The sequence below is a fragment of the Mucilaginibacter mallensis genome (assembly GCF_900105165.1).
Lineage (GTDB): Bacteria > Bacteroidota > Bacteroidia > Sphingobacteriales > Sphingobacteriaceae > Mucilaginibacter > Mucilaginibacter mallensis.
Map to the genome: position 1 here is coordinate 3,105,315 of NZ_LT629740.1, position 14,994 is coordinate 3,120,308.

The 14,994-nt window shown below is 40.8% G+C and carries 8 protein-coding genes; all 8 read right to left on the bottom strand.

Features of this window, described 5'->3' with window-relative positions:
- Window positions 1-89 precede the first annotated feature (89 nt).
- A complete protein-coding gene (locus BLU33_RS12795; protein ID WP_091373303.1) occupies window positions 90-662 on the bottom strand; it encodes a gluconate 2-dehydrogenase subunit 3 family protein in 573 nt (190 codons plus the stop codon).
- A 44-nt stretch (window positions 663-706) separates the two neighbouring features.
- Entirely contained in the window at window positions 707-2,386 is a 1,680-nt protein-coding gene (locus tag BLU33_RS12800) for a GMC oxidoreductase (RefSeq protein ID WP_091373305.1), read from the bottom strand.
- A 439-nt stretch (window positions 2,387-2,825) separates the two neighbouring features.
- On the bottom strand, window positions 2,826-3,572 hold the full coding sequence (locus tag BLU33_RS12805; protein WP_091373308.1) for an SDR family NAD(P)-dependent oxidoreductase: 747 nt from the start codon (window positions 3,570-3,572) through the stop codon (window positions 2,826-2,828).
- Window positions 3,573-3,588: 16 nt separating this feature from the next.
- Window positions 3,589-4,620, bottom strand: a complete 1,032-nt coding sequence (locus BLU33_RS12810) for a LacI family DNA-binding transcriptional regulator (protein WP_091373311.1) — start codon at window positions 4,618-4,620, stop codon at window positions 3,589-3,591.
- Window positions 4,621-4,873: 253 nt separating this feature from the next.
- Window positions 4,874-6,652, bottom strand: coding sequence for a RagB/SusD family nutrient uptake outer membrane protein (locus BLU33_RS12815; RefSeq protein WP_091373315.1), 1,779 nt, complete (start codon window positions 6,650-6,652; stop codon window positions 4,874-4,876).
- A gap of 16 nt (window positions 6,653-6,668) precedes the next feature.
- Entirely contained in the window at window positions 6,669-9,779 is a 3,111-nt protein-coding gene (locus BLU33_RS12820; protein WP_091373318.1) for a SusC/RagA family TonB-linked outer membrane protein, read from the bottom strand.
- A gap of 917 nt (window positions 9,780-10,696) precedes the next feature.
- On the bottom strand, window positions 10,697-12,520 hold the full coding sequence (locus tag BLU33_RS12825; protein ID WP_091373320.1) for a glycoside hydrolase family 35 protein: 1,824 nt from the start codon (window positions 12,518-12,520) through the stop codon (window positions 10,697-10,699).
- A gap of 32 nt (window positions 12,521-12,552) precedes the next feature.
- Complete coding sequence (locus BLU33_RS12830; RefSeq protein ID WP_091373322.1) at window positions 12,553-14,985, bottom strand: glycoside hydrolase family 2 TIM barrel-domain containing protein; 2,433 nt, start codon at window positions 14,983-14,985, stop codon at window positions 12,553-12,555.
- Between the last annotated feature and the right edge of the window lie 9 nt (window positions 14,986-14,994).

The following is a 14,994-nucleotide window of genomic DNA, read 5'->3' on the forward strand; positions in this document are numbered from 1 at the left end:
TGCAGTTAAAAATTTAAAGGCCGACTTTAAGTGTATTTAAAGTCAGCCTTTAAATTAGATCTTATCAGTTCATCCTCAGCTAATACCTTTTACAATGCCCAGGCCTTGTCGCCGGGTTTATATGCATAGTCACCGTCATATTTACCCGGAATTGGTAAATAACGCAACGCCTGTGTACATCCAACTTCTGATGTGAAATACCCCAGCAAGGTTAGTTCCTTTATCATTCTGAAATAATTATGGGGATCGTCCTTCTTTTTGGTTTTGGTGTACTCCTTTTGTTCTTTATCCAGATCACTAAGCAATGCTGTACGATCTGCAGGTTTCAGATCCATAAATCCGGAGCCAAATTTCTTATTGGCTGCAACATTCAGTTTCTTCAGTCCATCTAAAAATATCTTCTGATCTTTTGGTGTATAACAATCGCGCACCATCACACCCATAAAACTCCCAACATCAGCGGCTTTAGCGCCGGGGGTTTTGGTTTCAGGCAGTATAGTTTCGCCAATCTCATTTAAAAACAAGACGGTTTCGGGCTTAAAAAGGTCAGCAACATTGTCTGCATTATTAGTTGATTTACAACCCGAAATAAAAAACTCTGCCCCTAAAATACTGCCGCCCAATAGCAACGCTACACTTCCAACAGCTTCTCTTCTATTCATTGTGTTATTAATTATTGTTTTCTTTTGTATTTAATTATAAACCGTTAAATATTACCTTTTTTCAATTCGCTTACTGCATAATCTGCCGCACGGGCTGTTAAAGCCATATAAGTTAATGAAGGGTTTTGGCAAGCCGAAGATGCCATGGCCGAGCCATCGGTAACAAACACATTTTTAGCATCCCAAACCTGGTTCCATCCGTTCAATACCGAAGTTTTAGGATCACGCCCCATGCGTGCCGTACCCATTTCATGAATGCCGCGCCCAAGCACCGGCTCTAAATTATGCTGCTTAATGTTTTTTACGCCTGCATTTTCCAGCATCTCCTGCGCGTCATTAGCCATGTCGATACGCATTTTGCGTTCATTTTCTTTTGTAGTGGCATCAACAGCCAGTATAGGCAGTCCCCATTTATCTTTCTTGATCTTATCAAGGTAAACACGGTTTTCATGATATGGCAATGTTTCACCAAAACCACCTACACCCATACTCCAGCCGCCCGGCTCAGATAAGGCATCTTTAAAGCCAGCGCCTATATTCATTTCGGCAATATCCCTGCTCCAACCTTCCCTGCTTGCACCGCCCTGATACCCAAAGCCGCGTATATAATCACGCTTATCACCATTAAGGTTTCTGAAACGAGGTATATATATGCCATTTGCCCGGCGTCCGTAATAGTATTTATCTTCAAATCCATCAACCGTACCACCTGCACCTACTCCAAGGTGATGATCCATCAGGTTATGGCCCAGTTCGCCGCTACTACTGCCCAATCCATCAGGCCATACATCAGTTGCTGAGTTCATTAATACCCAGGCCGAATTCATAGTTGACGCATTTAAAAATATCACCTTTGCAAAGTATTGATAGGTTTGATTGTTTTCAGCATCCAGTACCTCAACGCCTGTGGCCTTTTTAGTATCCTTATCGTACAGTATTTTTGTAACTATCGACCATGGCCGTACTGTAAGGTTACCGGTAGCTTTTGCCGCAGGCAATGTAGAAGATTGTGTGCTGAAATATCCGCCAAAAGGGCACCCCAATGCGCATTTGTTACGGTACTGGCAGTTGGTGCGGTTATTATGTGGTACAGTTATATTGGCTACACGGCCAATGATCATATTTCTTGCACCTTTGTAATGATTATTAATCCTGGCGGCAACATCTTTTTCAACCACATTCATTTGCATGGGCGGCATAAAATCACCATCAGGTAATATGGAAAGACCATCACGATTACCCGATATGCCTGCAAATTGTTCAACATAACTATACCAGGGTGCTAAATCTTTATAGCGGATAGGCCAGTCGACACCAATACCATCCTTTAAATTTGCTTCAAAATCCAGGTCGGCCCAGCGGTAACTCTGCCTTCCCCACATCAGTGAGCGCCCCCCAACATGATATCCCCTGAACCAATCGAAACGCTTTACCTCACTATAAGGGCTTTCTTTTTCATTAACCCAGTAATCCAGATTCATCTCATTAAGCGGATAATCACGTTTCAATACCGGGTAGTCCTTGATCATTTGTTGAGTGCGGCCACCGCGGTGCGGGAATTCCCAGGGAGCTTTGGTAGCATTCACATAATCTTTAACGTGTTCTATATTCCTTCCCCGCTCCAGCATAATGGTTTTTAAGCCTTTTTCAGTAAGCTCCTTAGCAGCCCATCCACCTGAAATTCCCGAGCCTATTACTATGGCATCATAATTATTTGCAGACATATTTAATTTTTTTGTTTATTAAATTGATATATAAAACATTGATAATCAAAAGAAATAGAAAACTTTCACAACAATCGCAGGCTATGTAATTACCTGTAATTGTTACAATTAAAAAAGAGCCCAAAATGATATTTTCATTTAAAATCGTAACCTAACTAATTTTTCACATTTCACAAAGTGTGCTAAAATCATTCTCTACTACCACTTAATCTATCCCAGCTCAGAAAATTCAAATAACAGTTTATGTATAATTTATAATAGGCAAAATATCCAGGTATGGGGCATCCTGAGATCAATAAAATAAAAGTATAAAAATTAATTAATTTAACAATTTATTATACCGGAATAGATGACCAAGAAGAATGTAACAATTAACTTACACACATAAAAAAAACCGGTGAGAGTTGCTCATCGGTTTTTTTTATATGTTTATCCTTGCCTAAAACCCTATAGAATTCCCGCCGTCAACAGGCAGCACTACACCTGTTACATATTTTGCGGCATCCGAAGCCAGGTAAACAATAGCTTCTGCTACATCTTCAGGCAAGCCTAATTTACCCATAGGCGTTCTTGATAATACCTTTTGCTTTCTTTGCGGGTCACTATCCAATGCCTTTGCCGACATATCGGTGGCAATAAATCCTGGTGCAACGCAATTTACCCTTATGCCTTCCGGCGATAACTCAACGGCCATAGCCTTTGTCATACCCTCAATAGCGGTTTTTGAAGCGGTATAGGCAATTACATAAGGTATGCCGTATTGTGCTGCCATGGAGCTGATATTAATGATACAACCTGATTTTGTTGGGAGCATTACTTTAACAACTTCCCGACTTAAAACAAATACTGATGTTAAGTTAGTTTGTATAATCTGTTCAAAATCTTCATCGCTTACTTCTGTAAATGCCTTTTTCATATTGATGCCGGCGTTGTTCACCAGCAGGTCAATCTTTCCATATTCATTAATAATTTCTGTGATCAGTTGCGGGATGGCTTTTAAGTTATTCAAATCAAAAACCTTATAACTGCACAACTCGCCAAGTTGCGCAGCAGTATCTTGTAGGTTTTGTTCGTTTCGGCCAATAATAATCGTTCTGTTATTGCTTTCAACCAGCTTTGCAGCCGTAGCCAGCCCTAACCCCGATGCGCCACCTGTTACAATGGCTACTTTCAATTCTTTATCCATTTAAAATATTATTATGCTATTCTTTTTTCCTTGATGAATCACGGACTATCAGTTCCGACCGCAGTATCAGGCTGTGGGTTTGTATTAAATCATTATTATTATCCAGGTGGCCGATCAGTACTTTTGCAGCAACCTCCCCCATTTCATATCCTCTATAATCAATAGTCGTTAAATTGGGTTCTATCACACACGATGTAGGATCATTATTAAACCCGGCAAATGCAATATCTTCAGGTATCCTTATACCTTGCTTTTTCAAAAGCTGCATACAACTTATTGCGCATAGGTCATTCGCTACAAATACGCCATCAGGCTGTGTTTTCATTTCTAATATCTGCTGTGCTGCCCTTGCACCCGATTGTGCACTCAGATCATTTATTATCAGCAATTCATCTTCAAAAGGTATTTTATGGTCTTCAAGCGCCCGCTTATAGCCATTAAAACGATCTATGTAAACGTTACGCAGTTGGCTGCCACCTATATGCATTATCCTTTTGCAGCCTTGCTCAATCAGGTGATTGGTGATATTATATGCTGCTTTATAATTATCAATAAAAATACTCGGGCATTGCTGGTGTTCATGTACACGATCAAAAAATATAACCGGAATATTCCTTTTTATAAAAGCCTCAAAGTGGTTAATGTTATTTGTATTATAAGCCAATGAAACCAATAAGCCATCTACCCGGTTATTGTACATCGCTTTTGCATTACTCACCTCTTTTTCCATCTCTTCGAGCGATTGGCTGATGAAAAGGTTATAGCCCGATTCATTAACCACCTTTTCAATACCTGCAATCACATCCGACATGAAATTACTGTTCAGCCGGGGTACTATAACACCAATTATGTTTCCGCGCTTGGTACGCAAACTGCTGGCAAACGAGTTGGAGTGATAACCCATTTCGCTGGCAGCGGCCAATATTTTCTTCTTGGTTTCTTTGTTTGTTCCCGGATGATCCTTTAAACCCCGGCTTACAGTTGCAGCCGAAATATTCAGTTTTTGGGCTATATCGTATATGGTAACTTCCTTTTGACGGTCACTCATAATTATAATTAATTACACTAATTTACAATCGATTACTAATAGATAATACTTATTAATTAAGCATTATCTGTTGAACTCTACTTAAAAAAATACAAAAATACATGCAATTTCTATAGGTTGATTTTCAAACATTGTAATCGATTGCTAAAGATAATATTTTATGCTTACCTCCTGATATTATGGTTTCGTTTCTATACGCTTTAAGATCTGACAATAATTAAGGGCCACTATCGTGGCCCTTAATTACCTTTTTTTAATACCCTGGATTTTGAGGAAATTTAGGTCCTGTAGTAACCAAATCTATTTCTGTTTGAGGTATAGGCCTCAGATCTTCAAAATTCTGGATATTCGGGCCCGCCTCAGCATTGTACTGTTGTACCCTGCGAACAATAGATTGTGTGCGCACAAGATCATACCAACGCTGGCATTCGCCAAAAAATTCACGGCTACGCTCATCCAGAATAAAATCAAGCGTAACCTGCGACGGGGTTATTTGCATTGCTGTTGCCGCTGCTGTATTTTGCGGACCTGAATTTGTTGACTGATATGCAGCCCTCGTTCTTATTACATTGATCATGGCAGCTGCAGTTGTAAGATCGCCGGATTTAAATGCAGCTTCAGCCGCAACCATATAAACATCAGCAAACCTGAACAAAATAAAAGGCCTGGTTGACGGGTCATTTACACCAGTACGGTTAGGATCATCGTATTTTTTCATGGATGGAAAAAATACAGTAGTGTAAGGATTTGGCGCATTGTCCTCCGGCGGGGTTAATATAATACCCTTAAATGCAGCTCTTTTTGTAGCTCCGGGATCAAACGGAGGCATCCAGATGGCGGTATCGGCACCTACAGTAAGTGTTCCCCTTGGTGTTGTAACACCAGCTGTATTGGCAATCCATACCGTTTGGAATGTTTTATAATAGCGCGAATCATTTACTTTATCGGCAAAAGCCTGTTCAATAACGTAAGCAGGATTTGGCCTGATACGGATGAACGGCCTGCCGTTAGCAATATCTCTCGTCATCACATTTGCACCACCTGTAGCAGGATAATTTGCATTTACAGTTGGATAATTGGGCCGGAAAAGATTGCTCGTTATATTATAAGAGCCACCTGCACCACCCGCAACGTAGTTGCCGTATTTGGTACTGTTGCTTTCATCAACCACAAAAAGTGTTTCCTGACCATATTCATTACCCGGCGCGTTGGCCGATGCAAAATCCTGCCATAAGCCCACTTTGTAGGTTGCTGCATTGGTGATAAGTGATTGCGCGGTACTGAGCGCCATAGCGAAATCATTAGGCTGCGCAGCGCTTGACCAGCCACGTGTTAAGTACACTTTTGATAATAAGTATAAAGCCGTTGCCCTGGTAGCCGCCTTACCGGCAAATGGCGATACCGCACCTGTAGACGATATAGTTTCGCCCGGGATAGTTTGTAATTCAGTTGACGCCTGGGTAAGATCAGTGATGATCTGCGCATATACATTTGCAATTGGCGCGCGTGAATCAGAAGTAGTTGGCGTACTGATAAATGTAGTATGCAAAGGTACCGGGCCAAAAGTTTGAACCAGGTAGAAGTAATACAACGCCCTTAAAAACTTGGCCTGTGCCAGGTATTCTGTTCTGGTCAAAGCATCAGGAAAAGCCGAAGGGCCATATTGTAAAACACCATTTGCGGTATTTATATCCTGGTAAGCCACCCCAAAAATAGACACTGCATTGTAAGCTGCAACATTACCTACCAGGTTGGTATAGGTAAAAAAGGGTATGGTTGATGAAGTAGCGCTGCCGCCTGCAAGGTATTCGTCAGTACCGGCAAGGGTTATGTTTGTAAAACCCTCGGTACCCCATAGGTTACGCATATCGCCATATATCCCTATTATCCCTCCCAAAACGCCTCCGGGAGTGGTGAAAAACTGGGGTGTTATATTTGCCCTGGGATTTTCAACAAGTATTTTTTTACAACTGGTAACACCTGCAGCTATAAGTGTTACAGTTAAAATGGATATTTTTTTAAATAGTTTCATATCAATCTCTTTTAAGTTAGAACTTTAAGTTTACGCCTAGTTGAAATGTACGGGTTGGGGGATCATTTAAACCAACAGTAATAGCACGCCCAATAGCGCCACTTGAATAGCCCGATGGCCCTGCAAGTGTACCGCCATAACCGTTCCCTTCAGGATCGATACCTAAACCACTTTTAGTAAGCGGCGACCAGATAATAAATGGATTTGAACAGGTTGCATAAACTCTTAATGATGATATACCCGCTTTCTTCAATAAATCTGAAGGAATGGTATAGCCTACATTAATGCTGCGCATTTTTATAAAGGAACCATCACGATATTGAAGTGTTGACGCATACAGGAATGTACCGCTTGCATCAGGTCTTGGGAACGCGTTGGTTGGGTTTGAAGGCGTCCAGTAATCAACTTTGTACTGGTTAACACGGCCTGTATTAAAGAATGGATAGCCGGATGCTCCGCTATCGCTTCCCAGGTATGGTACTGCCACCATTTGCCCTATACGTGCAAAGGCAACAAACGTAACGTCAATCCCCATAAATGAGAAACGGTTGGTTAAACCACTTTCAAACTTAGGTTGATAGCTGCCTAATATCTGACGGTCGTTCTGATCTATTTTTCCGTCATTGTTCACATCCTGAACTTCTATCTGCCCTGGTTTTTCACCATATTTTGCAGCTTCGGCAGCCTGGCTTGTTTGCCAGATACCAATTTTCTTATAATCATAAATCACGTTAAACGGCTGACCAACAAACCATCCATTACCTACATCTTCTTTTAGGTTATCATGCAGTGCAACAATGGCATCGCGGTAAAAAGAGATATTGAAATCGGTATTCCAGGTAAAGCCGCTTTCTGTTCTGATATTAACACTGCTTAAACTTATTTCCAGTCCTTTTCCTTTTGTTTTACCGGCATTAACTAATGTTGAGCCCGCACCATTACTAGGTGGCAAGCTTATAGTTTGTAAAATATTGTTTGTTCTTTGGTCGTAGGCATCAATACTACCCGATATGCGGTTGTGAAGCACACTAAAATCTAAACCAATATTGAAGTTATCCGTAGTTTCGAACTTCAAATTAGCAGGCACGCTGGTAACCAGGTAACCATTATAACCGTTTGTGCCAAAATTATAGGCGTTTATAGTAAGGTTACCTAATGTAGAATACGGAGCAACTGATTGATTTGATGTTACACCATAGCCAGCCCTCAATTTAAGATTTGAGACCCATGATACATCTTTCAAGAAATCTTCCCGGTCTGCATTCCAGCCTAAAGCAAAAGCCGGATAGGTAAGATATTGATGGCCCGAAGTAAGTACTGATGAGCCATCGCGCCTTACAGTTGCCGTTAACAAATAACGATCATTAAATGAATAGTTTACACGGGCCATGTAGGATATTAACCCTTTTTCGGAATAAGTACCGTTTGAAGCGCTTACAGAGTTTGCAAGGTTGAGATTATAACTTTGAATATAATCTGCAGGTAAACCAACACCATTAAAAGTTGAGCCATCGCTATGATCCTTTTCAACACTATATAAACCTGTAACGGTTAAATGGTGCTTACCGAATGTTTTATCATAGGTCAGTAAGTTTTCCAGCAGATAACTATAATCCTGCTCATTTGCTACCGATTCACTTGTTTGTGATGTTGCCGTTGCTGTATTGTACAGGTTACTTACAGGCAAATAATTGTTGCCTTGTGTTTGGCCATAAGTTAAACCAACATTGGCGCGGTATTTTAAACCATCCAGAATTTGAACCTCACCGTACAGGCTATTAAAGGTGCTTAACCTCCTGCTTAAATTTTGGATAGCAGGATTCTGAATGGTTAGTGGATTTACCTTCGCGGCATCAATTGAACCAGCTAAAGGCAACAGGTTTACAGAGCCATCAGCATTGTAAGGTGAAGTAAGCGGACTAAGGCTTATCGTATTATACAAAGGATATAAATTAGCTCCGTTTGTATTGCTTACATTTTCAAGGCTGTTTAAACCGACCCTTAAACGGTTATTTATTTTATGATCAATGGTTGTACGTAAGGTATACCTTTCAAACGATTGGCCATAAACAGTACCTTCGTCCTTATGATAGCCAGCGCTTAACCCATATTGTGTATCTTCATTTCCACCGGTAAGGCCCAATAACTGATCGGTAGTATATCCTGACCTGAAGATCAGATTCTGCCAGTTAGTGCTTGTTCCATTGGCTATACCAGCTTGTTCAGCCGAAGTAAGACCATAAGCGGTTGTTCCCGGATTAACAGTATTACCAGCGGCTGCCTCAGCTTTAAAAGCAGCATATTCGCTACCGCTGAATACCGGGTATTCGTCGGTTATGTGACTGATACCATAATAGGCATTATAAGTCATAACCGATTTCCCGGCCTTGCCCCTTTTAGTAGTTATCAAAATTACACCGCCTGATGCCCTTGATCCATAAATCGCAGTAGCTGATGCATCTTTCAAAACATCAAGGCTGGAAATGTCGTTCGGGTTTATATCATTCATAGTACCACCTATAAATGGTACACCATCAACAATTATCAACGGTTGGTTTTGAGCATCAGCCTGACTTTGCGTTCCACCTAATGAACGCTCACCCCTTATCCTGATCTGATTACTGGCGCCTGGCTGTGTGCTATTGCTCACAATATCAACACCGGCAAGCCTGCCTTTTAACTGATCGATAACGTTATCAGACGGGACCGCTGCAAGCGCTTCCTGGCTAATAGTTGAAATGGCACCTGTAACATCCCTTTTCTTTTGCGTACCATAGCCCACAACCACAACTTCATTTAAGCTGTTGGCATTGGCTATAAGTGTTATTTTTAGGTTATTGCTTTGAGGGGTTATGTGCACCTCCTGGGTATTGTATCCTATAAATGATATAACCAGTGCATTTTCACCAGCAGGAACGCTGATACTGAATTTACCATTCGGCCCCGTAGAAGTGGCGCTGGGATGTGATTTTAGTTTCACTGTAGCGCCAATAATTGTTTCGCCTTTTTCATCAATTACTTTACCGGTAACGGTAGAGCTTTGAGCAAAAATCGGCACTGAAATTAAGCTCATACATAACAGTATGAACATTGTTTTCCAGCATTTCATGAGTTTAAGTTTTTCCATAATTAATTGGTGTATAAATTTTGCATTTAATGATTATGAGTTTTTATAAGTTTAGCTGATAGCAATACTTAAGTGGCTATCAAATACTAACTTTTGCATTGTAATAGCATTAAGTTGAATTCTCTTCACATTTTTTCATTTAATGATTGATTGGTTGTGGGGTTATAAATGGATTAATTGGTTTTAATTAAATAGTTCACGTCATGAAATATTAATATCTCAAAACATGGTCTTGTACTTTTTTGGTTTTTTTGATTAAGAAGTTATAATTGGTGACTAACTCGGAATAAAAGTGAGAATAAAAAATTAATAATGCAATCGATTGCAAAAAATATTTTTCAAATAATCTTTTTAAAACAGGAAGAGAACTCACTAACATACAATATCCATACAGCTCGGACAGCCCCTAGGTAATTGTTAAATAAAAAATAAAATGCCTTATACAGTTATGTTCCTGCATTAAATATTCTTTAAAACATTTTACCAGACAAATAACCGTTTCGCATTATGCAGTTTTACCACATTATTTAAATGGCAAAAAAGAGATTAAGATTGAAGATCTATAAAGCCGGAATAGCGATAAAACAATCAATATTTTGTAATCGATTGCAATAAATGAATGTATTTTCTACCTATTTATCGCTTTTTTCCAGGTGATCTTCTGCTTATACAGTCTTATTTCTTCTAACGGCCTTAACTGAATGAAAGGATTTTCTGGGAGATCGTTGAATTATGCACCTGAAATTAAACCAGTGAACATAAAAAAACACAGGGCAGTTGCTACTACCCTGTGTTACCTCCAGCGCCAGAAATAAGCACCAACCAATTTATAAGCAACCACACTTACAAATGTCTTTATATATTGATATTATCTATCTAATATTTATTAAGCTTATACTGATATACTTTACAACAAACTATTGCAACTTGTTTAACACAGGTACATCAGTACTATTTAATATGTTTTTATCGCCATCCAGTAATTCAAGCACAACAATATCATTATTACCCTTTTTCAACCACTCCACCGGCACATAAAGTGTTTGTTGCGGGCCAATTGACCAGTACCGGCCTAAGTTATGCCCGTTTATCCATACTACCCCTTTGTCCCAACGGCTCATATCCAAATAGGTATCTCCAACTTTCGATAGCTGAAAGCTACCTTTTCTTACAACAGGTGCATTGGTTACTTTTTTATTGGCATATACAATATTGTTTACCTGGTTAAATGGGAAGCTATACATAGTCCAATTATAAACCTCTTTGCCATCAAACATTACATTTTCTGTTATACCTTTTTTGTTGTTAAGCAGGTACGGCCCAAAGTTTATCCGGCCCATGTTTTCAACCAATATATCCAGCTTTACCTTACCCGCAGGTAAGGTAAGTTTGAGACTGTTCTGGTTATGCCTGCGATCAAGCACCCCTACTCTTTTACCATTTACCATGATCACCGCATAATCACGCAGTTCATTAAGCTCAAGGGTACCGGTTCTGCCACCGGTAATAGTTGTTTTATATAATACAAACCCATAATCCTGGTTAAGGTCCTCGAATGTTAAGGGTGTTTTATTAAGAACAGGCTTTGGCAAAATATCCAATAACCCGGCCGACCTATTCAATTTAATATCATTTATAGCGATGGTTGGCTTGGCTGTAGGTACAGGCGGCAGCGTTTGCCCGGCAGGTAAATGTTTGGCTATTACAGATCTGAACAACATAAACTTATGCGTAGCATTACCCGCTTCGTCCAATGGTGCATCATAATCATAACTGCTGATCTGTGGTTCATAGGGATGGCTGTCATCATAATTGGCGCCATTCATAAAACCACGTGTAGTACCGCCATGGAACATATACATATTAATGGAGAGCCCGGCTGATAACACACTATCCAGTCTGCCTGTATATTTTTCAGCGGGTATGGTATGGTGCGCTGTACCCCACCAATCGAACCAGGCCGGGTACCATTCAGCTATATAGAAAGGGCCTTTGCCATTATGGTTCTCACTGATCATTTTTTTTACTTTTGCAACATCATCAATCCCATTTATGGCAGGCAGCAGTCCGGGCAGATGACCATCCACTATCGCTGCCGGGGGATCACAAGTATAGAGCAGACCATCAAAACCGGCTTCTTTAAATAAGCGTTGGTTTATTGCCAAATATTCTTTATCACTGCCATAAGAGCCATATTCGTTTTCAATTTGCACCATTAAGATATTACCACCGTGATTAACCTGCAGCGGCGCCAGTTGCTTGCCCACTTCTTTTATATAGGTTTCGTATTCCTTCAGATATTTTTCTTCCTTGCTGCGTACTACCAGGCCTTTTTCATTTTGCAGCCAGTATGGGTAACCACCAAATTCCCATTCGGCGCATACGTAAGGGCTGGGCCTTAATATCACCCATAAACCTTCTTCCTTTGCTATTTTAACAAATTCAGCCACATCATTATTCCCACTGAAATCAAATTTGCCTTTCTGGGGTTCGTGCAGGTTCCAGAACACATAGGTACCTATGGTGTTCAGGCCCATGGCTTTGGCCATTTTCATGCGCGCTCGCCAGGCCTCACGGGGTACGCGCGGGTAATGCATTTCACCCGAGATCATCTGAAAAGGCTTGCCATCCAGCAAAAATGCAGAATCGCCCAAAGTAAATGTATGCGTTACTTCCTGAGCTTTTATACCCAGGTTTAACAGTAGTATTAAAGATAAAATAAGTGTTTTTTTGAAGACCATGTGGAAGAATACTATATATTATAAATTATGTGTTATTGAACAGTTAATAGAACCGTTGCCGGTTTAAGATTTTTCGAGCTGATGTTTACCTGTATTTTACCGGGCTTACTCGTAGTTTGTATATATGCAAGAAGCCGCCCATGCAGGGCATTCCTTTTATCAGCCTGATAACTTTCATGACTGCTAAGACTACCGCTTTCCAACCCCAATAAACGGGCCGGACCTGTTAGTTGAATGCTGATCTCATCGGTGGCACTGTAAACTGGGTTGCCCTTATCATCAGTTACCTGTATCTCAACCTGGCTTAATCCTTTTGTATTAGCTTTGAACAACGTTTTACTGGTTACGGTGCTAATTTTTGCTGCATCACCAGCGGTTTTAATGGAATAGCTGCTTACCTTAACACCATTATTATAACCCTTAACCAACAATTCACCGGGTTGATAATCTACATCCCATTGCGGAATCTGACCTTTTGCTTCCGCTCTTGATTTTTTGCCTAATGATTGCCCATTTAAAAAGAGCTCGGCCTGCTGGCAATTCGTGTAACATTCAACTTGTATTTTATTGCCCGGCTGCCAGTTCCATGCCGGGTTCATTTCCCAGCGATCGCGGCGGTTGCTATCGGCAGGCGTAATTTCTCTGCCGATAAGATATACCATTGGCTTATCGGCCCACAGGCTTTGTCTGTAATAATATCCCGGCTTTTTAAACCCTGCCAGATCAAGCAAACCTGCGCCACTGCTTCTTTGCGGCCATTTGCCGGCCTCGCCCATGTAATCTATACCAGTCCACAGAAATTGTGCTGAGATGTAGGCATTGGTATCAACCGCATCCCATGCCTGTTTTCTCATGCTATTCTCACTGCCATAAATCACCCGCTCCGGATATTTCTTATGATCTTCGGGATAGCGGTATTCCTGGTAATTATAACCCACTATATCCAACACTTCGGGGTAACCCACTTCGTTCGACATTACTACTCCTGCCAACGCCGCGGTAACCGGGCGTGACTGATCGATCAACTTAACTACCTTAGCCAATTGCTTTGCAATAACCGTAAGTCCGCTTGCGGGCGGGTGATCAGGCAAATAACCCTTGCCATATATCTGTGGATTTATGCCGGTGTTTAATACTTTATCGCTATAAGGGTCATTAGGGTAATCAATTTCATTACCGATGCTCCACATAATAATGGATGGATGATTCCTGTCCCGCAGGATCATATCGCCAAGATCACGGTCGGCCCATTCTTTAAAATATTCATGATAACCATCTTTTGATGGTGTACCTACGTTCCAGCCCTTAACCCATTTATTTTTACCAATCGCCCATTCATCAAAAGCTTCATCCATTACTAAAAAGCCCATTTCATCGGCTAATTTATATAGATAATCAGCATGAGGGTTATGGCTCAGGCGCAGCGCGTTTATACCTGCTTCTTTTAGGGTTTTAAGTCGGCGCACCCAAACTTCCTCGGGCACGGCAACTCCCAAAGCACCGGCATCGTCATGGATACATACGCCTTTTATCTTGGTGCTTTTGCCATTTAAAAAGAAGCCTTTATCCTTATCAAAACGGATGCTGCGGATACCTGCCTGCTGGTTTATCTGGTCAATTAGTTTACCATTTTGCAATACCTGTACCTGCAACTGATATAGGTACGGGTGCTCGATACTCCATAATTGTGGTGAAGTAACCTGACTATTGAGGTCAACTTCATTCTCTCCTTTTTTTGCGACAAGTGGCTTTTGAATTGATGCAACAGCCTTACCTAATGCATCAAGTAAATTAACTTTAAGATTAACACCCGCAGTTGACGGTTTACTATTAGTAACCGTTACTTTAACTTTTATTGTAGACTTGCTTGCTGACACCTCAGGAGTTGTAAAAGCTACATCCCACAAACCAACATGCACGGGGTTTTTAACAATGAGATATACATTACGATAGATACCTGATCCGGTGTACCACCTTGAATCGGCAAATTCACTGTGATCTACTTTTACAGTAATTGTATTGGGGTCTTTGTAATTCAGGTACGGTGATATTTCATACTGAAATGGGATGAACCCGTTCGGCCTTTTACCTAAGAGATGCCCGTTTATCCATACTTCGCTGTTCTTGTATACACCATCAAAATAAATGTACACTTGCTTAGCAGCCCAGCTTTTATTGGCCGTGAAAGTTTTCTTATACCACCCGATGCCACCGGGCAAATAGCCCGTAGCGCTGGCCCACTCCTCACTAAAGGGCTCTTCAATACTCCAATCGTGCGGTAATTGTACAGATTTCCACGAAAGATCCGTAGTGCCTCCTGTACTGCCACCGGTAAGATCACCTTTGTGAAACAGCCAGGCATCATTAAATAAAACGGGCGCACCAACATTGGTTTGCGCTCTTAATGCCTGGGGTAACAGCAAAATGATAAACAGATAAAAGATACAGGATTTATTTTTTTTCATTGGATGTAT

What these genes read in the sequence shown, in the direction of transcription:
- BLU33_RS12795 (WP_091373303.1), bottom strand. Translation starts at nt 662, where the DNA reads ATGAATAGAAGAGAAGCTGTTGGAAGTGTAGCGTTGCTATTGGGCGGC.
- BLU33_RS12800 (WP_091373305.1), bottom strand. Translation starts at nt 2,386, where the DNA reads ATGTCTGCAAATAATTATGATGCCATAGTAATAGGCTCGGGAATTTCA.
- BLU33_RS12805 (WP_091373308.1), bottom strand. Translation starts at nt 3,572, where the DNA reads ATGGATAAAGAATTGAAAGTAGCCATTGTAACAGGTGGCGCATCGGGG.
- BLU33_RS12810 (WP_091373311.1), bottom strand. Translation starts at nt 4,620, where the DNA reads ATGAGTGACCGTCAAAAGGAAGTTACCATATACGATATAGCCCAAAAA.
- BLU33_RS12815 (WP_091373315.1), bottom strand. Translation starts at nt 6,652, where the DNA reads ATGAAACTATTTAAAAAAATATCCATTTTAACTGTAACACTTATAGCT.
- BLU33_RS12820 (WP_091373318.1), bottom strand. Translation starts at nt 9,779, where the DNA reads ATGGAAAAACTTAAACTCATGAAATGCTGGAAAACAATGTTCATACTG.
- BLU33_RS12825 (WP_091373320.1), bottom strand. Translation starts at nt 12,520, where the DNA reads ATGGTCTTCAAAAAAACACTTATTTTATCTTTAATACTACTGTTAAAC.
- BLU33_RS12830 (WP_091373322.1), bottom strand. Translation starts at nt 14,985, where the DNA reads ATGAAAAAAAATAAATCCTGTATCTTTTATCTGTTTATCATTTTGCTG.